Here is a 21,906-nt window from a genome sequence, read left to right as displayed (position 1 = left end):
CTGACGGTGGCCGCCGGAGCGCAGGAACCGCAGTGTATGTGCGAATACATGAGGATTCCGAGCACCGCCGGACGCCGTCAGGCGCACGCGCAGTAGATTTGCCGGGGCTGCCTACTTGATCAGGCCGATTTCGCGCAACCGCTCGAGCAGATAATCGTGCGAGGCGATGGGCTCGTAGCGATTCGGATTGTCCTCGCTGGCACACCCCGGCAGCGTCTCGATGACGAAATCAGGATTCGGGTGCAGGAAGAACGGGAGCGAATAGCGCGAGCGCCTGGCCGCCTCGCCCGGCGGATTCACCACCCGGTGCGTGGTGGACGGATAGACGTGGTTGGTCAGGCGCTGCAGCATGTCGCCCACGTTGACCACGATCGTGCCGGGCAGCGTCGTCACTGCAATCCAGCGCTCGTCCCGGGTGAGAATCTCCAGGCCCTGTTCGCGTGAGCCGACCAGCAGGGTGATCAGGTTGATGTCCTCGTGCTGGGCCGCGCGCACCGCGCCTTCGGGCGCGTTTTCGATCGGCGGATAGTGCAGCGGCCGAAGGATGGAGTTGCCGTAGTTGGTCTTGTCGGCGAACCAGTCCGGTTCCAGGCCGAGATCGCAGGCAGCGGCCGAGAGCACGCGGTCGCCGACCGACTCCAGCGCGTTGTAGACCGCTGTCGCACGCTCCCTGAACCTCGGCACTTCCTCGGGCCAGAGATTGGGCATGAGGATATCGGGGTGCGGATTCTCGGCGTCGGCGATTTCGCGGCCGACGTGCCAGAACTCCTTGAGATCCGGCACCTCGCGCCCCTTGGCGTGCTCCACGCCGAAACCGGTATAGCCACGCGCGCCGCCCTTGCCGGGCTGGTGATACGCCATCTTGGTTTCTTCGGGCAGGGCGAAGAAATCGCGGAAAGCCGCATAGGCATCGTCGATGACCTGTTGTTCAATGCCGTGGTCGGTGATGCCGACAAAGCCGAACTCGCGCCAGGCCGCGCCGAGGCGGTCGCTGAATTCCCCCTTGCGGCCATCGAAGTCGGCCAGGGAAAGGACGGGGATACCGGTATCGTGTGTCGTCATGCTGTCAGTACCTGTTTGACCGAGCCGGCCAGTTCCTCGGCCAGCCGTTGAACCTGTTGCGCATCGAAACCCTCGACAGTCACCCGAACGAGTGGTTCGGTGCCGGACGGGCGCAGGATGACGCGCCCCTCTCCACCGAGCTCATTTTCGACCCGGCGCACCGCCGCTCCGATTTCTTCATTACCGTCCAGTACCGCACGGCCGTTGCCACCGCTGGGGACGTTGATCATGACCTGTGGGCATTTGGTCATGCCGTCGGTCAGCTCGGCCAGCCTGCGGCCGCTCCTGGCAATCACTTCCAGAACCTGCAGCGCGCTGACGATGCCGCATCCGGTGGTTGCCCGGTCGAGGCACAGAATATGCCCCGAGGACTCGCCGCCCAGCACCCAGCCGCGTTCGACCAGGGCATCGTGGACGTTGCGATCGCCGACGGCGCTGCGCACGAACTCGATGCCCTGCTCTTTCATCGCCTGCTCGAGCCCGAAATTGCTCATTACCGTGCCGACGATGCCCCCCTCGAGCCCACCGTTGGCCTGGCGCGCGGCGGCCAGTACGTAGAGGATCTGGTCGCCGTCGACCAGGTCGCCGCGGTGATCGACCATCAGCACCCGGTCGCCGTCGCCGTCGAAAGCCACGCCCAGATCCGCCCGCTCGGCAGTCACCATCCGGGCCAGGTTGCCGGGATGCGTGGATCCGCACTCACGGTTGATATTGAGACCATCGGGCTGATCGAAGATGCTGATCACCTCGGCGCCGAGTTCTCGAAAGACCTCCGGAGCGATACGGTAGGTCGCGCCGTTGGCACAGTCGACCACGATCCTGAGGCTGTCCAGACGCGTTCCCCAGGTCACCGTGCCCTTGCAGTACTCGACATAGCGCCCCACGGCATCGTCCATGCGCCAGGCTTTGCCGAGGAACTCCGGGCTGACTTGCTCGAACGGCTGCTCGAGGCGTTCCTCGATGGCCGTCTGCAGATCATCGGACAACTTCTGACCTTCGCGCGAGAAGAACTTGATGCCGTTGTCCTCGAACGGATTGTGCGAGGCCGAAATCACGACACCGGCAGCCGCGTGCATACTGCGCGTCAGGTGCGCGATAGCCGGCGTCGGCATGGGGCCGAGTATCAGGATGTCGACACCGGCGGCCGAGAACCCGGCTTCGAGGGCCGACTCGAACAAATAGCCGGAAATGCGCGTGTCCTTGCCGATGACCACCGTGGTGTCCTCGCCGAACTCTTCGGCCAGCACACGGCCGGCGGCCCATCCGAGCTTGAGAATAAAATCGGCGGTGATCGGCGGCTCACCAACCCGCCCCCGAATGCCGTCGGTTCCGAAGTACTTCATCGCTGCCATTTCCTCATTCTATCGGGTTTTTTCCGCCTGCCCGACGGCCCGTGCAACCTTCAGGGCATCGACCGTCTCGGCCACATCGTGCACGCGCACCACCGCCGCGCCTTTCCGGGCCGCGATCAGGTGCGCCGCCACCGAGGCGGCCACCCGGTCGGCGGGTTTGTCACGTCCCGTGATCGCCCCCAGCATCGCCTTGCGCGACATGCCGGCCAGGACCGGGAAGCCCAAAGCGACCAGTTCATCGAGCCGCGCGAGCAGTTGCAGGTTGTGCTCGAGCGTCTTGCCGAAACCGAAGCCCGGATCGAGCACGATGCGCGATTCGTCGATCCCCGCCTCGCGGCAGGCCAGAACGCGCTCGCGCAGAAAATCCCGGATATCGTCGACGACCGATTCGTAGCTCGGATTCTTCTGCATCGTTCGCGGTTCGCCGAGCATGTGCATGATGCAGACCGGCACATCGAGCTCGGCCACGGTTTGCAGTGCACCCTCGGCGCGCAGGCCGTTGACATCGTTGATCATGGCCGCACCGGCCGCCACGGCACGCCGCATGACGCCCGGCTTGGCCGTGTCGATCGACACCGGCACCCGCGTCGCCGAGACAATCCCCTCGATCACCGGCAAAATCCGATCGAGTTCTTCGGCCTCTGCCACTGGTTCGGCGCCCGGGCGCGTCGACTCGCCGCCCACATCGAGAATATCGGCACCGCCCTCGACCAGTTCGAGCGCATGCGCCACGGCGCGATCCGGCGCCAGGAACTCGCCCCCGTCGGAAAAGGAGTCCGGGGTGACATTGACCACGCCCATGACCAGTTTCTCACCGGTCAGGTGCGCCTGTTGCAGGCGTTGTCCGAGGCTATCGGGCATGCACATCCCTTGAAGTTGCTATCCAGCCCGTTATTTTATCGTGTTGCGCCGACACGGCACTGCCCGCCGCAACAGATCAGAAATCGGAATGCGCCGGACCGTCGGCGGGGCTATGCTTTCGATCATGCACAACGCCGACCGACAAGCGCAGAATCTGGCCCGGGCCTTGCGAACCGCCGCGGAAGAGGACTTCGATATCGACGTCGCCGGGCTGGCGGGACTTGCGGGCTACAGCCCGGGACATTTCCAGCGGCTGTTCCGCCGCCATTTCGGCCTCAGCCCGGGCCGCTTTTTGCGGCACTCGCGCATCGACCGCTTCGCGCAGCTTTTGCGATCCGGGCATGGTGTCACGCACGCCGCCGCGGAAGTCGGCTTCGGCTCCTCCAGTCGCGCCCACCAGGCCGCGCAGGACGGCCTGGGCATGAACCCCTCGAAACTGGGAAACGGCGCCGAAGGTGAAACGATTCGTTTCGCGACGGCGGACTGCCACCTCGGCCGGGTACTGGTGGCTTCCACGGCACGCGGGCTATGTGCGGTATTGCTGGGGGAATCGGATGAAGCGCTCGAATCGGAGCTGGCGCGCCGCTTCCCGAGGGCCAACCGGCGCACCGGCGGATCGGCATTCATCAAGGCGCTCGAACCGGTCGTCACCTTGATCGATCAAGGATCGCAGCCGGCCGAGGCACTGCCCCTGGATCTGCGTGGCACGCTGTTCCAGCGCAAGGTCTGGACGGCCCTGCAGCAGATTCCGGCCGGGCGGACGCTAACCTACGGTGAGCTGGCCCGGCAGGTCGGCCTGCCGAACGGCGCCCGGGCCGTGGCGCAGGCCTGCGGCGCCAATCCGGCAGCAGTGATCGTACCCTGCCATCGCGTCGTAGCCGCCGACGGGGGGTTAGGAGGGTATCGATGGGGAATCGAGCGTAAGCGGGCGTTGTTAAAACAAGAGCAGCGCAACGCCTAGAGCCAATGACTAATGCACTGGGATGTTGGCTGGTTTGCTGGTTCGCTGGTTAGCTAGTTCGACAACTGGCAGCGCTGCGGGGCGGCTATGCCGCGAGACCGAAGCAGAAGGATTCCCATCGATTTGCCATCCGCACTTTAGCGGCAGCGCCACCCTCAATCGTCCCGGATGCCGAACCAGCCCACCCGCTAACAAGCCAACCAGCAAACCGCCAACGGCGTGGGTCAACCGAGCGCCGGCTCTCCCGACGGCTCTTCATCCTTCTTATCGCCATCACCACCGCTCGGCGGCTCGCTGTCGTCGTTCCAGCCTTCGGGCGGATCGGGCTCCTGGCCGTCCATGATCTGGTCGATCATTCTGGAGTCGATGGTCTCGTAACGCATCAGCGCTTCGGCCATGAGGTGCAGCTGCTTATCGTGCTCGCTCAGGATCTGCGTCGCCCGGGCGTAGGCCGTGTCGATGATTTTCCGAACTTCCTTGTCGATCTTGCGATGCGTCTCGTCGGAGATATTCTTGTGCTGGGTGACCGAACGGCCCAGAAACACCTCGTCCTCGTTCTCGTCGTAAGACAACGGACCGAGCTCTTCGGAGAGACCCCACTTGGACACCATGCTGCGCGCGAGCGCCGTGGCCCGCTCGATATCGTTCGAAGCGCCCGTCGTGACCTTCTCCTTGCCGTAGATCAGTTCCTCGGCCACGCGCCCACCGAACAGGCTCGCCAGCTGCGAATCGAGTTCGGTCTTGTTCTGGCTGTACTTGTCTTCCTCGGGCAGGAACATGGTCACGCCGAGGGCACGACCGCGCGGGATGATCGTGACCTTGTAGACCGGGTCGTGCTCGGGCACGATTCGGCCAACGATGGCATGGCCTGCCTCGTGATAGGCCGTCAGGCGCTTGCTGTCCTCGGACATGACCATGGACTTGCGTTCGGCGCCCATCATGATCTTGTCCTTGGCCAGTTCGAAGTGGCGCTGTTCCACCGATTTGTTGTCCTCGCGTGCGGCGAAAAGAGCCGCCTCGTTGGCCAGGTTGGCCAGGTCGGCGCCCGAGAAACCGGGCGTGCCGCGGGCGATGACGCGCGCATCGACCTTGTCCGCCAGCGGCAACTTGCGCATGTGCACCTTGAGAATCTGCTCGCGCCCCTTGATGTCGGGCAGCGGAACGACCACCTGGCGGTCGAAGCGCCCCGGTCGCAACAGGGCCTGGTCGAGCACGTCGGGCCGGTTGGTGGCCGCGATCATGATGATGCCCTCGTTGCCCTCGAAGCCGTCCATTTCGACCAGCAGCTGGTTGAGCGTCTGCTCGCGTTCGTCATGGCCGCCACCGAGGCCGGCGCCGCGCTGGCGGCCGACGGCATCGAGTTCGTCGATGAAGATGATGCACGGGGCGTGCTTCTTGGCCGTCTCGAACATGTCGCGAACGCGCGAGGCACCGACGCCGACGAACATTTCGACAAAATCAGAGCCGGAAATCGAGAAGAACGGCACCTTGGCCTCACCGGCGATGGCACGGGCCAGCAGGGTCTTGCCGGTGCCCGGCGGGCCGACCATCAGGATGCCCTTGGGAATATGCCCGCCCAGGCGCTGGAACTTGCCCGGGTCACGCAGGAAGTCGACCAGCTCGGTGACCTCGTCCTTCGCTTCCTCGCAACCGGCCACATCGTTGAAGGTGACCTTGACCTGATCTTCGCCCTGAAGCTTCGCGCGCGACTTGCCAAAGCTCATCGCTCCGCCGCGGCCGCCGGCGCCGCCCTGCATCTGGCGCATGAAGTAGACCCACAAGCCCACCAGCACCAGTACTGGCAGCAGGCTGATCAGGATATCGAGAACGATCGAGCGGCCCTCGGGCGGCCTGGCCTCGATCTCGACATCGTTGTCGAGCAGGTCCTTGATCAGGCCGTCGTCACGCGGCGCCATGACGCGGAATTGCTGCCCGTCGCCGGTCTGGCCCGTGATGGTCTTGCCACCGCTGCCTTCCTGGATTTCAACGCTGGTCACGTTACCGCTCTCGACTTCCTCGAGGAAGACCGAATAGTTCATCTCGCGCGGCTGCGCGTCTGGCTGAGAGTAGTGATTGAACACGCTCATCAGCACGACGGCGATGATGATCCACATCACCAGGTTCTTGGCAAAATCACTCAAAATGCTTATCTCCGGTGGACACCGTTTCTGCGGCCCGATTCTACGACAATGCGATCAACTCTGCGTTCAACCCCGCGGCTGACTGGCCACGACATATACCTCGCGGCTTTCGGCCCGCGATGCACGGGGCTTGCGGACGCGAACGGCGGCGTATTTCCGCTTCAGACCCGCGAGGAAGGCATCGAAGCCCTCGCCCTGAAAGATCTTGACCACGAAAGTACCCGACGCGTCCAGCCATTCGTCGGCAAACGCTTCGGCCAACTCGGCCAGGTGCATGCTACGCGCCTGGTCGGCTGGACCGATACCAGAGATATTGGGGGCCATGTCGGACAGGACAAGGTCGGCGCGGCGCCCTTCCATGGCGGTCTCCAGCGTGGCGAGCGGCTCGTCCTCGCGGAAATCGCCCTGGATGAAGACCACGCCGTCGATGGAATCCATCGGTAGGATATCGAGCGCGACGACCCGTCCCGATGAGCCCACCTTCTCGAGCGCCACCTGAGACCAGCTGCCGGGCGCTGCGCCCAGGTCGACCACGAATTGGCCGGGACGGAACAGCCGATCCTTCTCGTCGAGCTCCAGCAGCTTGAACGCCGCCCGCGCCCGGTACCCGGCTTCTCGGGCCCGATTGACGTAAGGGTCTGATTGTTGGCGTTTTTTCCAGTCCACGGAAATCCCTGGTTCGCTGGTTCGCTGGTTCGCTGGTTCGCTGGTTCGCTGGTTCGCAAATGGTAACGGCTTCCCGACAGGTATGTCCCGAACCCCGAACCGACGCGAAGCGTCGTCCCGGCCTCCGAGCCGGGACCTCGCACACTTACATCGGCACGGCCAAACTCACTGCCATCCAGACCGTGCGAGGCCCCGGATAATCGCTGGCGCGATTTCCGGGGCGACAATGTTGCCTGAAACCTGAAACCTGAAACCTGAAACCAAGTTACCATTGATAATCCACGTAAACCGGCGCATCCCATGCCCCTGACCAAGAGCCAAAACAAGCACCTGCGCGGCCTCAGCCACGACCTTCATCCGGTGGTGATGGTGGCCGACAAGGGGCTGAGCGAAAACGTGCTTGCCGAAATCGAGCAGGCGCTCGAGCACCACGAGCTGATCAAGGTCAAGCTCCGCGGTGAGCGCGAGCAGCGCGGTGCCTGGATCGAGCAGCTGGTTACAACGACCGGTGCCCAAGTGGTACACCGGATCGGCCAGGTGGTCTGCCTGTACCGTCGCCACCCGGATAAACCGAAGATCGAACTGCCCCGCAAATAGTCGGAACCGGCCATGGATCTGACCGAACACACAGCCGGAAATTATCACCAGATTCGCGGCATCGAACCCCACCGCGTCTTCGTGACCGACCAGTGGTATACCTCGAGCCTGCTGGTGGGCGCTCACTACCTGGAGCCCGACTGGCCGGTCGACAGCCTGGCGGGACTGGGCGAGGAACATATCGGCCCGCTGATCGAACTCGGGCCCGAACTGGTCGTGTTCGGTGCCGGGCAGACACAGCAGTTCCTGCCGCACGCCATGCAACGGGCCTTCTTTCGCCAGGGCATCGGCGTCGAATGCATGACACTGGACGCCGCCGCCCGAACCTTCAATGTCCTGATGAGCGAGAATCGCCGCGCGCTCGCCGCGCTGATTATCGGCTAAGCGCCCTGCGAACCCCGTTGCAGCCAAGCTTGCCGGGCCCTGGACCCGAAAACCACGAAAAGATTCTCGCTGGCGTCCTCCTCACCGGCCTGCGCCATGCGTTCAGCAATGGAACGCAACCCGGACGCCAGCTCTTCCACTTCCATCAGGCGGACTGTGCGGCCCTGACGGGCGACAAGAAAAACGCAGGCTCCCAGCTGGCCGAGCTGGCCGGCGAACCGATCGATGGAGCAACCGCCCTGGTGCAGCAATCCGGGCGCGAACTCCATTAGCAGGGACAGTCTCTCGCGGTTACGCTCGATCAGTCCCGCCATGCCGTCGAGAATCCGCGACTCGCTGCCCTGGCAGTCCATCTTCACCAGGTCCAGACCCGCCTGCCCCAGCTGGCTGTCCAGGCTGTCGTATCTGACCGCGACTGAAGGCCGACCGGGCACCGGGTTCAGGCGCTGGTCTCCTGGATTGGTGGCGCTGCGAAAGAGTCGTCCATCACCCTTGCCCTCCGCGATCGCCAGGCGCCGCGCCTCGGCCTGGTCACAAGCGTTGGCGAGCAGGTTGGCGCACAACAGGCGAAAATGCGACGGATCGGGCTCGAAAGCGACGACGCGACCCTCCGGACCCACGCATTTCGACATCAGGACGCTGAAGTAGCCGACGTGGGCACCGAGGTCGACGACGCTCATGCCGGGACGCAGGATGCGCTGCAGGAGCACAGTCTCATGCTCCTCCCAGACCCCCTGATCGCGCAGGCAGGGGGCAATGCACTCATCCTCGCCGAAAGCCACCAGCAATTTGAACTCAGGCACCGCGCCGGGGCGTACCGTCAACAACTGCAGATCGGACGGCTTCGGTGCCCCGCTCATACTTCGACCATGCCGATATGCCGCGTGACGAGGGTGGGATCGACATGAATCTCGAAGCCGAGTTCGCGCAGCTCATGGCAGACCCAGTAATCCTCCGACAGGTACTCGTCGCCGACGACGCCGACGCGGAAGATGTCGTAGTGCACCGTGGCGCGCTGCTCTTCGCCGCGAAGATTCGACGAGCGCTGGTAAACGCGCCCCTCGGCGGTGGCCTTTTCGACCAGCGCATTCACCGCAGCGCTGGACAACAGCAGGGCGGCCGTTCCCACTCGCTGGACCCGGATCAGGCTCCCCGCTTCCCCCGTGGTTCGGCCGAGATTGAACTTGCGGCTGCCGTCCGAATTGCGCCCCTTGAGCGCAACGGCTGCCCCGACCACGTCGACGCCGGCGGCCAGCATCCGCTGCAGCCCTTCGGTCGGAAGCACGACATCGGCATCCAGGAACAGCAGGTGGGAAAGCTCGCACCGGGCGTGAAACTCCGAAACAATGCTGTTCCTGGCCCGCGTGATCAGGCTTTCGTTGCCGACGGTCATCAGCGAAAAGGCCAGGCCGGCGTGCTGGTAGCGCAGCAACTGGTCGACCATGTTGCAGTGCATCATGCCGCCGTAGGCGGGCGTGCCGATCATGAAACTCATGACGCCGGCCTGTACTTGTCGCGATGGCCGTTGAGCTGTCGCCTGATTTCCGCAAAGCGATCCAGCTGCTCGTCGCTGAGGTTCTGGTACTCCGAAAGCAAGGCCAGGTTGGCGCGGTAATGCGGCTGGCCGCTGGTATTCGAGCGGCTGCGCGGGTGATGGAGATGCACCGCGGGGCGCCCATCCAGCAGGGTGCCCGGTACCCGGGCACGCTCGAGCAGGTAACTCATGGCGTCGTCTTCCCCGCCCCATCCCAGAAAACGCTCGTCCCAGCCGCCCATTCGGTCGTAGACGGGCCGCGTCATCATCACCGCACCGCCGGCAAACGGCGGGAATTCGCCCTGCACCTCGCGATCGGCGGCCCGCTCCGTGGCCCGCTCCGGCAGCCAGTCGAAATCGCCCTCGCGGACGCGACGGCTTTCGGCCTCGTCGAGGTCCAGGATGCGGACGTAGGGCTTGACCACCGAGTAACCGGCGGCAAGCAACTCGACCGCCTCGGCCAGCGCCCGCCCGAGCACAATGTCCGCATCGCTGAACATCAGCCAGGGTTTGCGCGCCACGCGCACCCCCAGGTTGAAGCCCCAGCTCTTGTTGAAAGGGCCCGGGTTGTAGGCGAACACGTGATGGGCCCGGGGATGGGGCAGGTTTCCCTCAAGCTGCGGGACAGCGTCCTGCTCGACGATGACCACCATCAGCTCGGGATGGACGGCCAGGCTGCGCAGGACCGCGTCCAGGTTGAGGCGTCGCGCTTTGTCTTCACCCTCCCGGTAGGTGAGAATGCAAGCCAACCGCTCTAGCACGAGAACCTCCATCCCGAATGATCAGCGCGCTGATGGTAACCCAGCCCGGCCGAGCGAAATCGGCCCTCGAAGCGATGGCCGATTTTGTCTCGCAGACGCATCGCGATCGAGAACTGGTCGTCGTTCACGACGCCGACACCGCCTTCGACGAGACCTTGAGAGCCGCGGCGGCGCGCCACGGCGAGGTCACGATCCGCATCGTGAGGACACGGCCGAATCAAACGCTTGGCGCGTTGCGCAACCGTTGTCTCTCCGAAGCCGATGGCGATTTCGTCTGCCAGTGGGACGACGACGATCGCTATCATCCCGAGAGACTGGCCACTCAATGGAAGGCCCTGCACGAGGCCCGTGCCGACTTTTCCTTTCTCCAGCAGCAAATGCACTTCTTTGCCGACACCGGCGAGATGTTCCTGGTCGACTGGGACGGCGAAGCCTATCCGATGAACTTCATCCAGGGCAGCATGATGGCCAGAAGATCGCTGGTGCCCGACTACCCGTCGCTGCCGCGAGGTGAAGACACACCGGTGGCCCGCGAAATCCTCCGTCGGGGCCATGCGATTGCCCGCATCGCCGACAGGGCGTGGACCTACGTCTATACCTGTCACGAGGCCAACGCCTGGTCGGTCGCGCACCACAGGGCGATCGCCCAATCCAAGGGCGTGGGCGCTGCCCGCCTCCTGCAGTCGCAGGCAACGATCGAATCCCGGCTTGCGCAATACGATCCGCCGCTTGCGGATTTCCGCCTGACCCCTGGCGGTGCGCGCCCGGGCAGCTGATCGACGGCGATCGTGAAGCGTCACGCGATATCCTCAAGGAAGTGGCGGGCCAGCGCGGCCAGCGTGGCGTCCGATCGCATGATCCAGGACTCGTCAATCCGGCCCGCGTGCATCTCACTCATATCGCGACGCGCGGCCTCCCACCAGAGATGCGCCCAAAGGTGGACACTGTAGAGATCGGCATGATCGTCGTCGGATTCCTCGAACAGGGTCGCCAGCCCTTCAGGCGTCGAGCCGTAGCGATAGAAATACACGCTGGGCAGAACGCGCAGCCAATCCGGATGCTCCCGCCAGAGACGACCGGCCTCGCGGCAGGAATGGCTGTTCCAGCGGCCGTCGAAGGCGGCCGCCATCCCCTCGCGCCAGGCCCGCGCGAAGGGATCACCGGCGCAAGCAATCATCACGGCATTGCATAGCGAAGGCCGCAGGGGTTCTGCGGGTTGGAGCGGCGCGTACTCTTCGCCGATAACGAATCGGTCGGTCAGCCACTCATCCGGGTAGGGGCGGACGAAAAGCGTGTCCATATCGGCGTAGATGCCGCCTTCGGCCAGCAGGATGTCCATTCTCAGGAAATCCGACTCGTGGGCGTAGTCGATGCCCAGCCGGCGGATCATCCGGCCTTCCTGGCTGTCGTCGTAGCGGCCCGGATCGAAGCCCTCCGGGATCACGTCGATATTCCGCAACTCGAGCCGCGGCCGGATTCGGTCCCACCAGGGGCCGAACGGCTCGTGCCGGTAGTGGAATACGACCGCCTCGGGACGATTGACCGCCAGGCAGGACGCCAGGCAGAGATAGTGCAGCAGGTGAAAGGGCTCGCGCTGCTCACGCAGCCCGAAGACGAAGTGAAAGACGCGTGGAATGCTCACGACGCGCCTCCGCCTGCGCCGCGCCCTGGCCGGCCGCCCTCGATCAAATCGAGCCACCGGCGGACGATCACGGGCTCGGCGAACCGCTCGACGATCTTCTCGCGAATGCATCGGGCTTCCCGCTCGAAAGGCGCGGCGTTCTCGAGGATCGCCCGCATGCGATCGACGGTCGCGGCCCGCTCGACACGGGCCCAACGCTGTGACGGGAAATAGCTCGGCTTGTGAGGCGGCCACAAGGGAACCTGCGTCATTCGACAGGGCAACGCACCCAGCCATTCGCCGCCGAGGAAATCGGTCTGCCCGCCCCAGTTCGTGGCCAGCACGGGCGTTGCGCGGGTGGCGGCCTCGAAAGCCCCGAGCGCAAATCCCTCCCCATGACTGACGGTGACGTAGACGTCCCCGATCGCATGAATCATGTCCAGCTCGGCCGAACTGAGCCGGTCGGTATTGAGAATGATGTTGGGCGGCGCACGACCGAGCTCACGGCCGAGTTCGGATACTACTTCGGCCGCAAGCGTCCGTGTCGACTTTTGCCGGAAGTGCGGACCGATGTCGGCTCCGAGTTCATTGCTCTTGATCAACAGGGTCGCCGAATCATCACTTCCGAACGCATGCCCGAACAGGCGGATCAATTCCGGCAGATCCTTGCGCGGGTCCCAGGTGGAAATGGTGTAGAAGACACGATGTTCCGCCGGAATGCCGAGTTCGGTCTTGGCCTGGCGGATTTCCGTCGGAAGGTAATCGTTCCAGGTGTGCCGGCGGATATGCGGCAACACGGAAACCGACACTTCCGGCACGGCCGTCTGAAAGACGCGACGGTTGAACTCGCTAGGCACCGCGATGGCATCCGCCTGTCTCATCAACGGTCGCCAGTGCGCGGGCGTTCGGCTGGTCTCCCAGGCCGTGCAACCGATATTGAAAACGTTTTTTCGGAAAAGTCCGGGCCAGGACTCCGGCGGCGCATGGACAATCACCACTTCCGGGTCGATCGGGCGACGGGTTCGCTCGACCAAGCTCGACACGTCGGCGAGCGCCGAACCCTCCGCCGTCAGCACGGGCTTTGCTACACCTCGATGATTTTGCCAATGCCCCGGCACCAAGCGATCCGGCGTCCAGTTCAACGGAACCCAATGCACCGGGACGTCGGCATTGACCAGGGCACGCACGTTGGAGACGGCTGCCAGCCCGTAGCCGCTCAGGTCACCCCCGCCGTAATAACGAACACCATACGGCGCGGTCATGCTCCAACCATCCGAATTACCGCAGGCGACGGAACCCGAGCCAGCCCAGCAGAATCGCAAGCAATCCCAACGCGCCACCCCCCGGCCCGGGAACGGCCAGTTCAAGCGCGAAGCCGAGTGTGACCGAGCCCCGCGCCTCCGAGCCCGACTCATCCTCTGCCGTGAACGGGAACTCGATCGTTCCCCGATATCCCGGCGGCGCCACATATGTATAGCTGCCGTCAGGGTTGACGGTAAGTGTCCCGACCGGCGGTTCGGTCCAGTCGATGACCGTCAATCCACTGCCCAGCGATCCGTCGAGCAGGTTGCCGCTGACCTCCCGCTCAGTGCTGCCCTGAACGACTGTGTCGGCGACCACCGGCACGACCAGAATCGACACGTCCGCAGTGCTGTCGTCGCCGCGAGATTCAGTCGCCGAATAGCTGAAGGCATCCGATCCGCTGAAGCCCGCCTCGGGGGTGTATGTAAACGATCCGTCGGGATCGAGCACGACATCACCGTTTGCGGGCGGCATCGCGACAGCAACACTGAGCGAATCGCCGTTGAGGTCGGAATCGTTGTCGAGCACATTACCGCTCAGCGCCTGGCCTGCAGGGAGCTGGTAGCTATCGTCGACCAGCACTGGAGGCAGGTTGAATACGTCCACCTCGACATTCGCCGAAGCCTGAGAGCCGGTACCATCTTCGATGGTGTAGGCGAAGCTCGCCTGCCCCAGGAATCCCTGATCGGGCGAGAAGCAAAGCGTATCGTCGCCGCTGACCGATACCGTTCCATTCGCCGGCTGGGTAACGCCGACCACATCGAGATCCGTGCCGAGGTCGTTGGACAACACATCGATATCGCACAGCTGCTCACCACCCGGCGTCGAGACGGCATCCGCCACGGCAACCGGCCTCACGTCGATCACAACCTCGGCCGTTTCACTGCCGCCGTTGCCGTCGCTGGCCGTATAGGCAAACGAGTCTGCACCGCTGAAGCCCATGGCCGGCGTGTACGTAAATGAACCGTCGGGGTTGAGCACGAGGGCGCCGTGAGCAGGCGGCGTCGCCAGACTGGCGCTCAGGGAATCACTGTTGGGATCGGCATCATTGTCGAGGACGTTACCGTCCAGTGACTGCCCCGCCGAAACCGTGTAGTTGTCGTCAACCGGCGCGGGCGGCAGGTTGAAAACGTCGACCTCGACAACGCCATCCACTTGCGATCCGTTCGCGTCTTCGATTGTGTAGCCGAACGTGGCCAACCCGAGAAAGGCCAGGTCCGGCGTGAAGCAGAGCGTGTCGTCACCGCTGACCGATACCGTTCCATTCGCCGGCTGGACCACGTTGACCAGGCTCAGACCACTGCCCAGGTCGTTGCCGAGGACGTCGATGTTGCAGACTTCCTGACCGCCCGGGGTGGACGTCGTGTCGCTCACGGCCGTCGGCAGAACCAGAACATTGACTTCCGTGTTCCAGTCGCAACCGGTGTCGGGATCGGCGGTCAGGTAGACGAAGGAATCGTTGCCGCTGAAACCGGGATCGGGCTGGTAGGTGAACTGCCCGGTCTGGTTGACGACGCCGGGGTTCGATTGGTTGACGGTACCAAAGCCCGGCGCCAGGAAGTCGGTGACATTGAGTTGGTCAACAACATTGATCGGGTTGATCGGCATGGGATCGTTGGCCTGGACATCCTCGGCCAGTGTCTCGCCTGCCTGAACCTGGTAGGTATCGGACTGGACCGGCGGAAGGAGGCTGACCTGCACTTCGGCAGTCACGTTGATCCCGCTGTCGTCCTCCATTTCGTATTCGAACCGATCTGACGTCGCCGCGCAGCGTCCCGCCAGCAAGCCGCGGAAGGTTACATCCCCGGACGAACTGAATCCGTAGCTCCCATCCCAGACATCGAGCTGGCTGATGGAGCGCAAAACTGGATTGACCGCGGTGTCGTTGTCGAACATGTTGCCGGCGACCTGCCAGACATCACGCTTGACGACTTCGAATTCGTCGTCCACGGCCACTGGTGGCGTCTGGGAATTGACGGCGCCGCCAACGGCAACCCCTACGGCCGCGCCGATCGGCGCAATCCGGGAGCCGCGCAGCCTGATGCGCGGCTTGCGAGACTGAGACATACTGATTCCTCCCTCTGGAATTCGGGATCGTATCACCGAACGTGAAACTGTTCCACAGCTCCCGGCGGACTGCTGTCGCCTCGACAAATCACTTCGAGGATGGCCGAATGATCCAATCACCGCTTCGGCGACGTCGGCCTGTTACCGGAGGCACTGCTCCAGCGTCACGAATTCGTAGCCATTGCGTTCGATGACCGGTATGGCTCGATCGATCGCCGCAATCGTGGCAAGGTTGGCGTCGTGATTGAGATCCAGGATCGAGCGACTCACACCGATTCCTCGACGGTGCTGATCGGCAATATAGTCCAACTGCTGAACGATTCGATCGAAGATCAATTGCTCCTCGCCGATTTTCCAGTCGTATCGATCTCCGTTCCAGAGCACGGCCGTGAAACCGTTCCGGCGAAGCGCTTGATGGCTGGACTTGTCCAGATAACCGAACGGCGGCCTGACCACGCGCGTGGATTCTTGCAGACGAGGGGATGAGCCGAGCACCTCGAGGATCAGATCACGGGTTCTTTCGACCTCATCGACGAGTTCCCCGGCCGTCAGTTTCGTTAAATCCGCATGTGAATAAGTATGGTTGGCGATGGAGTGACCGGATTCGTGAACGGCCTTCAACCGCTGTCGGGACTTTGATTTCTCGAGGTTGGCGCCGACGACGAAAAACGTGGCCTTAACGCCGTGCTTATCGAGAACTTCCAGCAGATCCGGGATGTTGGCCGAAGGCCCGTCGTCGAAAGTCAGCGCATAGGCTCGATCGCCCGTGCACGTAAAAAATGTATCGATCGGCACACTGCGAACGCGGTTGAAAGTCCGCTGATTGCTTGTAACGCAACTGCCGTCGGAACAATACGCGAACAACTCGGAAGCATCGGCGGCGAATAATTGCCCCACCATCAGAGAGGCGAGACAGCCGAGGACCGGGGCAATCGAACAGCGGTGGCAATCAGGCATCTTCTCATTTTAGCTGAATCAGCCGCTGTGCCCGGACCCTTGAGCAAATGCGACGATCAAGGCACTTGCTTGAGGTCAGAGATACGCACCACTCTGGGGACGGACAGTTAGCCATTCTTTGCCGTTCACCGGCGTGGAAGGTAGTCGAGGGGATTGACTGGCTCACCGTCGAGGCGGATCTCGAAGTGCAGCATGTTTTCCTGGCGGTCGTTCTGGCCCATTTCCGCAATTTCCTGCCCTCGCTTGACGCTGTCGCCCTCGCCAACCAGGCGGCGGCGGTTGTGGCCGTAGGCCGAAAGCAGCTTGTCGGAATGCTTGATGATGATCAGCTCACCGTAGCCGATCAGAGCCGTGCCGCTGTAGACGACCTGCCCGGCCGCCGCGGCCAGCACGGCCTGGCCCGCCTTGCCGGCCACCCCGATGCCCTTGCGGGTGTCGGCCGGATCGAAGGACCGCGCCACTCGGCCGTCGGTCGGCCACTGCCAGGCCACGCCGCTGACGTTACGGGTGTTGCCGGAAGCCGACGGCGCCGGGGACGGGTCGGGCGACGGCGGATCGGCCCGGGATTCGGTCGGCTCGGCGCGCTCCGGCTCGGGTTCATCCTGCGGCGGCCGCTTGTCGTCTGCGCTTGAAGCGCTCGAGTCGCCCTGGTTACTCGATTCGCTCTGACGGGGCGGCGGCGCAGGCGGCGCCGTCATGCGCAGCTCCTGTCCGGGCCGAATGGTGTATGGCGACCCGATCGAATTCCAGCGGGCCACCCTGCGCCAGTCCAGGCCATAGCGGAACGCAATCGAATAGAGCGTGTCGCCGCGCTCGACCCGGTACCAGGCCGGCGGTGTCTGGATGACGCGTTCATCCGGCTTCGATTGAGGTTTTCGGGGACTGTCCGGACTCGGTTGCCAGGGGGCGCAGGCCGCCAGCAGCAATACTGCCAGCAGAATCGAAAATCGGCCGGCCGGTGCTACCACAGCCACCAGATCAGCCCCCCGACGGCAGCCGCCGCGATGACCAGCCAGCCGAGCAGGTCGACCCATTCTCTCAGCAAGTCGGCAGCGCGTTCACCGCCCGCCCAGATAATGCCGGAAACCAGGTAGAAGCGGGCACCCCGCCCGACTACGGAACCGAGGATAAAGCCCAGCATCGGCGTGCCCAAAGCACCGCCGGCGATCGTGATGATCTTGAACGGAATAGGCGTGAAACCGGCCAGCATGACGAACCAGACGCCATAGTTCTCGAAAGCCTCGACCGCCGATTCATAGGCGTCGATATAGCCGACCTCCTCGATCAGCGGCAGAATCGCCTCGATGGCCAGCCAGCCGATCAGATAGCCGAACAGGCCGCCGACGACCGAGGCGGCCGTCGTTATGAAGGCCAGCCGCCAAGCCGATGTGCGATCGGCCAGCACCATGGGCGCGAGCATGACATCGGGCGGAACCGGAAAGAACGTGGCCTCGGCAAAACTCAGGCCGGCCAGATAGCGCCGTGCATGGCGATGACGCGACCAGACGAGAACGCGATCGTAGAGGCGGCGAAACATCCTAGTGTACCCCGTCGCTATTCCTGTGGCATTCAGCGAGTCGGAAAGCGCTTAGCCGCAAGGCATGGCTCGCAGGGAATGGTGGTGCCATTTCCAAGAGACATAACGCCGCGGATGAGCGCTTTCCGGCTCGCCCTTCGGGAGCGCGCCTGAGCCGACATTGCGGCGTTGCACCCCTTGTAAAGGGCTGGCCATTCACTGCGGGTCGCGCCTTGCACTGTCGGCTCAGGCGCACTCTGAATATCACACGAATAGCGACGGGGTACACTACTAGTCCAGACCTTCGAGCAGCGGCACAAAGCTCACCGCACCCAGTTCCTCGCGGTCGAACCCTTTTTTCGTCCGGGTCACGCGCACGAGCTGCTGATGCAGACCGGCATGCTCGGGGGCGACCAGCACGCCGCCGACATCGAGCTGCTCGTAGAGCGCGTCCGGGATATGCCCACCCGCGGTGACAAGAATGGCATCGAAAGGCGCCTGCGAGGGCCAGCCCTCCATACCGTCGGCGTGCCGGGTATAGACGTTGTGCAGGCCCATGCGATGGAAGCGCTGGCGCGCGCTTCGCTGCAGCTCTCCGATGCGCTCGGTGGTGAAAACCCGGTCGGCCAGCCGCGCCAGGATGGCCGCCTGGTAGCCCGAGCCGGTCCCGATCTCGAGCACCTTGCCGAGCCGCTCATCGCGCATCACCGCCTGGGTCATCATGGCCACGACGAAGGGTTGGGAGATGGTCTGTCCACGGCCGATGGGCAGGGCCGTGTCCTCGTAGGCACGCGATGACAACGCTTCGTCGACAAACAGATGGCGCGGCGTGTTGAGCATGGCCTCGAGCACTCGCTCGTCGCGAATCCCCTTCTCGCGCAGGCGTCGCACCAGCCGCTGGCGGGTTCCCTCCGACGTCATGCCGATTCCGCTGTTCGCGCTCGATACCATCATTGCGCCTGGCGATACCGCCCGCTGTTGAGCTCGTCGATCCACTGGCTGACATCGTCCAGGGCCTGGTAGCGCGTGAGGTCGACATGAATCGGCGTGACCGACACGTAGTGATTGCGAACCGCGTGGAAGTCGGTGCCCGGCCCGTTGTCCTCCTCGGTGCCGGCCGGACCGATCCAGAAGAACTGGCGGCCGCGAGGGTCCTCGATGGGAATCACGTCCTCGGAGCGATGCCGGTGGCCCAGGCGCGTGGTCTCGAAGCCCTTGATATCCTCCCACGGCAGATCAGGTACGTTGACGTTGAGAATGGTATCGGCCGGCAGGGGTTTTTCCTTCAGCTGCGCCATCAGCAGGCAGGCAGCCTCGGCGGCCGTTTCGTAGTGAAGGTTCTGCTCTTCGCCGTAGACCAGCGACACGGCCATGGCGGGCAGGCCGAGGAAGCGGCCTTCCATGGCCGCCGCGACGGTGCCGGAATAAAGCACGTCGTCGCCGAGATTGGCACCGGCGTTGATGCCGGAGACCACCATGTCAGGCTCGTCGCCAAGCAGGCCGGTAATGGCGATATGAACGCAGTCGGTCGGCGTGCCGTAGACCTTGAACACGCCGTCACGTCGCTTCTCGACGCGGATCGGCTGGTCGAGCGTGAGCGAATTGCTGGCGCCGGAACGATCGCGGTCGGGCGCGACCACGGTAACCTGGTCGGAGTGCTCGACCAGGCGTTCGGACAACAGGCGAATACCGGGCGCGTGAAGCCCGTCATCGTTGGCGATCAGAATATGCATGCTTGAACCGGAAGGTCAAAGGCATAACTATAAACGAAGACCAGGGAAGAAAAGCGATGATGAGCGATTCCGACGACGATACCGACCTGTTTCGCGCCGCGGTCGGCGAAGTCCGCCGGATCCGCAGCGACCGCGACCACTCCCGCCCGGAGCCCCCGCCGCCAAGGCCGAGCCAGCGAGAGCGCGACGAGGCCCAGGTGATGGACGACCTGGCGCACGGCCCGATCGATTTCTCCAGCGTCGAAACCGGTGAGGAAATCAGCTACCTTCGCCCGGGCCTGCAAAAGCGCGTACTCACGCGCCTGCGGCGGGGTCACTGGCGGGTGGAGGATGAACTGGACCTGCACCAGATGAATATCGCTGCAGCCACCGGCTCCATCCGTCATTTTCTACTCGAGGCCGATCGCGACCGCATGAGCTGCGTGCGAATCATCCACGGCAAGGGCTTGCGCTCGGGGCCGGACGGCCCGCAGCTCAAACGGCTGACCGCCAGGCTGCTGAGCCGCCACGACCGCGTAGCCGCCTTCGCCTCCGCCCCGCCCCACGACGGCGGAACGGGCGCGGTCTACGTCCTGTTGCGTGCGCGACGATGAGCGGCCTGGAAGGGCCCTTCGCCGCGTTACTGGCGCTCGCGGCGGTGATGGTGTTCTGGCTGTCCGCCGTCAATGCCCGCGACCGGGCACGCGAACTGGCGCGCAATTTCTGCCAGCGCCAGGGTTGGCAATTGCTCGACCAGACCGTTGCCCTGAGATCGCTGCGCCCGGTGAGAACGCCGGACGGGGTGCGCTGGCAAAGACGCTATCGATTCGATTTCAGCCCCGAGGGCATGGGGCGGAGAGCAGGAGAACTCACCCTGATGGGGCGGCGGGTGATTCGTATCTGGGGAGAGACCGAAGAGAGCGGTGTGGTGATTGAAGAGGGGAAAGTGTGAAGTGTTCAGTGTAAAGTGTTAAGAATCAATGAGATGGCTTTGCGATAACACCTAGTACGTAACACCTAATTCGAACCATGCCGCCGGCCGCAAGCCCCGAGATATAAAACCTGATCTACCGGCCTAACGCCCGCCACTTCACACTTCACACTTTACACTTCATTTGACCACTTTCAGATTCGGCCTCGATTTCCGCGCCGGCCCGGAATGGTCATCCGAAGCGTCACTCGAATCGGGCTCGGGTGCACCGTCCTCATCTTCGTCGACCGGAAACATCATGCCCCGGCCGTTTTCGCGTGCATAGACGGCCTCGACCGCGGCCATCGGCACGGTGACCGCCTGCGAGACGCCGCCGAAGCGCGCGACGAAGGTGACCATCTCGCTGTCGATCAGTAGATCCCGTACCGCGCCCGAGGAGATATTGAGCACGACCCGGCCGTCCTGGATACTCGACTCGGGCACCTCGAGGCCGGGCTGCTCGGCGTCGACCAGCAGGTGCGGCGTCAGGCCGCTGTCGACGATCCACTCGTGAATGGCGCGTACCAGATACGGTCGACTCGACAGCATTAGTGCACCCCGCCACTCATTGTGTAACTTTCAGCGAGTCGGACAGCGCTTAGCTGCAAGGCATGGCTCGCAGGCAAGGGCAGCCTCCTTGTCAAGAGACATAACACGCGCGACGGCACTCCGGTCCGGCTCCTTTCGGCTAGCGCCGAAAACCGCCAGACCTTCGTTGCCTGCGCTGCGGGGCGCGCCTTGCATTGCCGGCTCAGGCACGCTCTGAATGTCACACAATGAGTGGCGGGGTGCACTACTCGCCCTCCCGCACAATGCGCTCCGGCTCGGTCAGGCTGCGCTTGAATGAGTCGCGCGCGAACATCCGCTCCATGTACTTCAGGGTATTGGGCGCCTTCTTGGCCGTCAGGTCGACGCCATAGGCCGGCAGGCGCCACAACAGCGGCACCAGGGCACAATCGACCAGCGACAGCTCGTCACTGAGCAGGAAGGTGCGCAACCCGAAGAGTTCGTCGGAGGCAATGACGCTCTCGCGCAGTTGCTTCTTGGCAGAGGCGACCTTCTTTTGCCCGCTCGAGGTTTCGATGATCTTGGCCGGCTCGATCCAGTCGCGGTTGATGCGATACATCGCAAGGCGAAGGTAAGCACGAGACAGGGGGTCGACCGGCATCAGGGGCGGATGCGGGTAACGCTCATCCAGATACTCGGTCACCACCCAGGTGCCGTAGAGCTTGAGATCCTTGTCGACCAGTGTCGGCGTCTCGCCGTATGGATTGAGCTCGGCGAGATCCGCCGAGGCGGCCCGATCCTGCTCGACGTGAATGATCTCCACGTTGATGCCTTTCTCGGCCAGGACGAACCTGACTCGATGGCAATCCAGGCAGTTCTCGGATGAATATAAAGCCATCATAAGCCAGCTACTCCATTGACCTGTGGATCGGTGA

Annotated in this window: 24 protein-coding genes; 6 read left to right on the top strand and 18 right to left on the bottom strand. The window is 63.7% G+C overall.

Annotation, left to right across the window (positions count from 1 at the left end):
• Nucleotides 1–111: 111 nt before the first annotated feature.
• From ACDC66_RS13345 to folP, 3 genes are read right to left on the bottom strand one after another with little or no spacing between them, the layout of a single operon-like run.
• A complete protein-coding gene (locus tag ACDC66_RS13345; RefSeq protein ID WP_376697223.1) occupies nucleotides 112–1,062 on the bottom strand; it encodes an isopenicillin N synthase family dioxygenase in 951 nt (316 codons plus the stop codon).
• Nucleotides 1,059–2,405, bottom strand: coding sequence for a phosphoglucosamine mutase (gene glmM / locus ACDC66_RS13340; protein ID WP_376697222.1), 1,347 nt, complete (start codon nucleotides 2,403–2,405; stop codon nucleotides 1,059–1,061). Before glmM ends, ACDC66_RS13345 begins: the two co-directional genes overlap by 4 nt.
• A gap of 18 nt (nucleotides 2,406–2,423) precedes the next feature.
• Nucleotides 2,424–3,275, bottom strand: coding sequence for a dihydropteroate synthase (gene folP, locus ACDC66_RS13335; RefSeq protein ID WP_376697221.1), 852 nt, complete (start codon nucleotides 3,273–3,275; stop codon nucleotides 2,424–2,426).
• Nucleotides 3,276–3,363: 88 nt separating this feature from the next.
• Here folP and ACDC66_RS13330 point away from each other — a divergent pair, with 88 nt between their 5' ends.
• Nucleotides 3,364–4,236 (top strand): methylated-DNA--[protein]-cysteine S-methyltransferase, encoded by an 873-nt coding sequence (locus ACDC66_RS13330; RefSeq protein WP_376697220.1) that lies wholly within the window; start codon nucleotides 3,364–3,366, stop codon nucleotides 4,234–4,236.
• Nucleotides 4,237–4,460: 224 nt separating this feature from the next.
• Here the strand turns inward: ACDC66_RS13330 and ftsH are convergent, their stop codons facing one another.
• Complete coding sequence (ftsH, locus tag ACDC66_RS13325) at nucleotides 4,461–6,377, bottom strand: ATP-dependent zinc metalloprotease FtsH (protein WP_376697219.1); 1,917 nt, start codon at nucleotides 6,375–6,377, stop codon at nucleotides 4,461–4,463.
• Between the two features lie 66 nt (nucleotides 6,378–6,443).
• On the bottom strand, nucleotides 6,444–7,049 hold the full coding sequence (locus ACDC66_RS13320) for an RlmE family RNA methyltransferase (RefSeq protein ID WP_376697256.1): 606 nt from the start codon (nucleotides 7,047–7,049) through the stop codon (nucleotides 6,444–6,446).
• A gap of 294 nt (nucleotides 7,050–7,343) precedes the next feature.
• On the opposite strand from ACDC66_RS13320, the gene yhbY reads away from it, so the two are divergent.
• Both yhbY and ACDC66_RS13310 read left to right on the top strand, forming a co-directional pair.
• Nucleotides 7,344–7,640 (top strand): ribosome assembly RNA-binding protein YhbY, encoded by a 297-nt coding sequence (yhbY, locus tag ACDC66_RS13315; protein WP_376697218.1) that lies wholly within the window; start codon nucleotides 7,344–7,346, stop codon nucleotides 7,638–7,640.
• Between the two features lie 12 nt (nucleotides 7,641–7,652).
• On the top strand, nucleotides 7,653–8,024 hold the full coding sequence (locus ACDC66_RS13310) for an Mth938-like domain-containing protein (RefSeq protein ID WP_376697217.1): 372 nt from the start codon (nucleotides 7,653–7,655) through the stop codon (nucleotides 8,022–8,024).
• Here the strand turns inward: ACDC66_RS13310 and ACDC66_RS13305 are convergent.
• Genes ACDC66_RS13305 through ACDC66_RS13295 form a run of 3 tightly spaced genes read right to left on the bottom strand, consistent with a single transcriptional unit; the run spans nucleotide 8,021 to nucleotide 10,319 of the window.
• Nucleotides 8,021–8,884: an FkbM family methyltransferase gene (locus ACDC66_RS13305; protein ID WP_376697216.1), complete on the bottom strand. Its 864-nt coding sequence runs from the start codon at nucleotides 8,882–8,884 to the stop codon at nucleotides 8,021–8,023. The two genes, ACDC66_RS13310 and ACDC66_RS13305, sit on opposite strands and share 4 nt — an antisense overlap.
• Complete coding sequence (locus tag ACDC66_RS13300) at nucleotides 8,881–9,519, bottom strand: hypothetical protein (RefSeq protein WP_376697215.1); 639 nt, start codon at nucleotides 9,517–9,519, stop codon at nucleotides 8,881–8,883. The genes ACDC66_RS13305 and ACDC66_RS13300 overlap by 4 nt, the downstream gene beginning before the upstream one ends.
• A complete protein-coding gene (locus ACDC66_RS13295) occupies nucleotides 9,516–10,319 on the bottom strand; it encodes a glycosyltransferase family 2 protein (RefSeq protein WP_376697214.1) in 804 nt (267 codons plus the stop codon). Before ACDC66_RS13295 ends, ACDC66_RS13300 begins: the two co-directional genes overlap by 4 nt.
• A gap of 17 nt (nucleotides 10,320–10,336) precedes the next feature.
• On the opposite strand from ACDC66_RS13295, the gene ACDC66_RS13290 reads away from it, so the two are divergent.
• Complete coding sequence (locus ACDC66_RS13290) at nucleotides 10,337–11,095, top strand: glycosyltransferase family 2 protein (RefSeq protein ID WP_376697213.1); 759 nt, start codon at nucleotides 10,337–10,339, stop codon at nucleotides 11,093–11,095.
• 20 nt (nucleotides 11,096–11,115) lie between these two features.
• Here the strand turns inward: ACDC66_RS13290 and ACDC66_RS13285 are convergent, their stop codons facing one another.
• From ACDC66_RS13285 to surE, 8 genes are all read right to left on the bottom strand, one after another.
• Nucleotides 11,116–11,961, bottom strand: coding sequence for a glycosyltransferase (locus ACDC66_RS13285; RefSeq protein WP_376697212.1), 846 nt, complete (start codon nucleotides 11,959–11,961; stop codon nucleotides 11,116–11,118).
• Nucleotides 11,958–13,202 (bottom strand): glycosyltransferase family 4 protein, encoded by a 1,245-nt coding sequence (locus ACDC66_RS13280; protein WP_376697211.1) that lies wholly within the window; start codon nucleotides 13,200–13,202, stop codon nucleotides 11,958–11,960. Before ACDC66_RS13280 ends, ACDC66_RS13285 begins: the two co-directional genes overlap by 4 nt.
• A gap of 16 nt (nucleotides 13,203–13,218) precedes the next feature.
• The gene (locus ACDC66_RS13275; RefSeq protein ID WP_376697210.1) at nucleotides 13,219–15,309 is read right to left on the bottom strand and encodes an Ig-like domain-containing protein; all 2,091 of its coding nucleotides are present in this window, start codon (nucleotides 15,307–15,309) and stop codon (nucleotides 13,219–13,221) included.
• Nucleotides 15,310–15,450: 141 nt separating this feature from the next.
• Nucleotides 15,451–16,104 (bottom strand): polysaccharide deacetylase family protein, encoded by a 654-nt coding sequence (locus ACDC66_RS13270; protein ID WP_376697209.1) that lies wholly within the window; start codon nucleotides 16,102–16,104, stop codon nucleotides 15,451–15,453.
• A 287-nt stretch (nucleotides 16,105–16,391) separates the two neighbouring features.
• A complete protein-coding gene (locus tag ACDC66_RS13265; RefSeq protein WP_376697208.1) occupies nucleotides 16,392–17,240 on the bottom strand; it encodes a peptidoglycan DD-metalloendopeptidase family protein in 849 nt (282 codons plus the stop codon).
• Entirely contained in the window at nucleotides 17,228–17,803 is a 576-nt protein-coding gene (locus ACDC66_RS13260) for a YqaA family protein (RefSeq protein ID WP_376697207.1), read from the bottom strand. Before ACDC66_RS13260 ends, ACDC66_RS13265 begins: the two co-directional genes overlap by 13 nt.
• A gap of 270 nt (nucleotides 17,804–18,073) precedes the next feature.
• Nucleotides 18,074–18,733 (bottom strand): protein-L-isoaspartate(D-aspartate) O-methyltransferase, encoded by a 660-nt coding sequence (locus ACDC66_RS13255; RefSeq protein ID WP_376697255.1) that lies wholly within the window; start codon nucleotides 18,731–18,733, stop codon nucleotides 18,074–18,076.
• A complete protein-coding gene (surE, locus tag ACDC66_RS13250; RefSeq protein WP_376697206.1) occupies nucleotides 18,733–19,515 on the bottom strand; it encodes a 5'/3'-nucleotidase SurE in 783 nt (260 codons plus the stop codon). The genes ACDC66_RS13255 and surE overlap by 1 nt, the downstream gene beginning before the upstream one ends.
• A gap of 56 nt (nucleotides 19,516–19,571) precedes the next feature.
• Between surE and ACDC66_RS13245 the strand changes: the two genes are divergently transcribed.
• Nucleotides 19,572–20,108, top strand: a complete 537-nt coding sequence (locus tag ACDC66_RS13245) for a Smr/MutS family protein (RefSeq protein ID WP_376697205.1) — start codon at nucleotides 19,572–19,574, stop codon at nucleotides 20,106–20,108.
• Nucleotides 20,105–20,446, top strand: a complete 342-nt coding sequence (locus ACDC66_RS13240; RefSeq protein ID WP_376697204.1) for a DUF3301 domain-containing protein — start codon at nucleotides 20,105–20,107, stop codon at nucleotides 20,444–20,446. Before ACDC66_RS13245 ends, ACDC66_RS13240 begins: the two co-directional genes overlap by 4 nt.
• A 159-nt stretch (nucleotides 20,447–20,605) precedes the next feature.
• Here ACDC66_RS13240 and ACDC66_RS13235 read toward each other — a convergent pair whose 3' ends face one another.
• Together ACDC66_RS13235 and ACDC66_RS13230 are read right to left on the bottom strand one after the other, a co-directional pair.
• The gene (locus ACDC66_RS13235; protein WP_376697203.1) at nucleotides 20,606–21,013 is read right to left on the bottom strand and encodes a ClpXP protease specificity-enhancing factor; all 408 of its coding nucleotides are present in this window, start codon (nucleotides 21,011–21,013) and stop codon (nucleotides 20,606–20,608) included.
• Nucleotides 21,014–21,257: 244 nt separating this feature from the next.
• Nucleotides 21,258–21,872, bottom strand: a complete 615-nt coding sequence (locus tag ACDC66_RS13230; protein ID WP_376697202.1) for a glutathione S-transferase N-terminal domain-containing protein — start codon at nucleotides 21,870–21,872, stop codon at nucleotides 21,258–21,260.
• Nucleotides 21,873–21,906 lie beyond the last annotated feature (34 nt).

This window comes from Wenzhouxiangella psychrophila (assembly GCF_042310375.1).
Lineage (GTDB): Bacteria > Pseudomonadota > Gammaproteobacteria > Xanthomonadales > Wenzhouxiangellaceae > Wenzhouxiangella.
The sequence above is the reverse complement of the archived record's forward strand: the minus strand, read 5'-3'. Positions and strand labels throughout refer to the sequence as shown.

What these genes read in the sequence shown, in the direction of transcription:
- ACDC66_RS13345 (WP_376697223.1), bottom strand. Translation starts at nt 1,062, where the DNA reads ATGACGACACACGATACCGGTATCCCCGTCCTTTCCCTGGCCGACTTC.
- glmM (WP_376697222.1), bottom strand. Translation starts at nt 2,405, where the DNA reads ATGAAGTACTTCGGAACCGACGGCATTCGGGGGCGGGTTGGTGAGCCG.
- folP (WP_376697221.1), bottom strand. Translation starts at nt 3,275, where the DNA reads ATGCCCGATAGCCTCGGACAACGCCTGCAACAGGCGCACCTGACCGGT.
- ACDC66_RS13330 (WP_376697220.1), top strand. Translation starts at nt 3,364, where the DNA reads ATGCGCCGGACCGTCGGCGGGGCTATGCTTTCGATCATGCACAACGCC.
- yhbY (WP_376697218.1), top strand. Translation starts at nt 7,344, where the DNA reads ATGCCCCTGACCAAGAGCCAAAACAAGCACCTGCGCGGCCTCAGCCAC.
- ACDC66_RS13310 (WP_376697217.1), top strand. Translation starts at nt 7,653, where the DNA reads ATGGATCTGACCGAACACACAGCCGGAAATTATCACCAGATTCGCGGC.
- ACDC66_RS13305 (WP_376697216.1), bottom strand. Translation starts at nt 8,884, where the DNA reads ATGAGCGGGGCACCGAAGCCGTCCGATCTGCAGTTGTTGACGGTACGC.
- ACDC66_RS13300 (WP_376697215.1), bottom strand. Translation starts at nt 9,519, where the DNA reads ATGAGTTTCATGATCGGCACGCCCGCCTACGGCGGCATGATGCACTGC.
- ACDC66_RS13290 (WP_376697213.1), top strand. Translation starts at nt 10,337, where the DNA reads ATGATCAGCGCGCTGATGGTAACCCAGCCCGGCCGAGCGAAATCGGCC.
- ACDC66_RS13280 (WP_376697211.1), bottom strand. Translation starts at nt 13,202, where the DNA reads ATGACCGCGCCGTATGGTGTTCGTTATTACGGCGGGGGTGACCTGAGC.
- ACDC66_RS13275 (WP_376697210.1), bottom strand. Translation starts at nt 15,309, where the DNA reads ATGTCTCAGTCTCGCAAGCCGCGCATCAGGCTGCGCGGCTCCCGGATT.
- ACDC66_RS13260 (WP_376697207.1), bottom strand. Translation starts at nt 17,803, where the DNA reads ATGTTTCGCCGCCTCTACGATCGCGTTCTCGTCTGGTCGCGTCATCGC.
- ACDC66_RS13255 (WP_376697255.1), bottom strand. Translation starts at nt 18,733, where the DNA reads ATGGTATCGAGCGCGAACAGCGGAATCGGCATGACGTCGGAGGGAACC.
- surE (WP_376697206.1), bottom strand. Translation starts at nt 19,515, where the DNA reads ATGCATATTCTGATCGCCAACGATGACGGGCTTCACGCGCCCGGTATT.
- ACDC66_RS13245 (WP_376697205.1), top strand. Translation starts at nt 19,572, where the DNA reads ATGATGAGCGATTCCGACGACGATACCGACCTGTTTCGCGCCGCGGTC.
- ACDC66_RS13240 (WP_376697204.1), top strand. Translation starts at nt 20,105, where the DNA reads ATGAGCGGCCTGGAAGGGCCCTTCGCCGCGTTACTGGCGCTCGCGGCG.
- ACDC66_RS13235 (WP_376697203.1), bottom strand. Translation starts at nt 21,013, where the DNA reads ATGCTGTCGAGTCGACCGTATCTGGTACGCGCCATTCACGAGTGGATC.
- ACDC66_RS13230 (WP_376697202.1), bottom strand. Translation starts at nt 21,872, where the DNA reads ATGATGGCTTTATATTCATCCGAGAACTGCCTGGATTGCCATCGAGTC.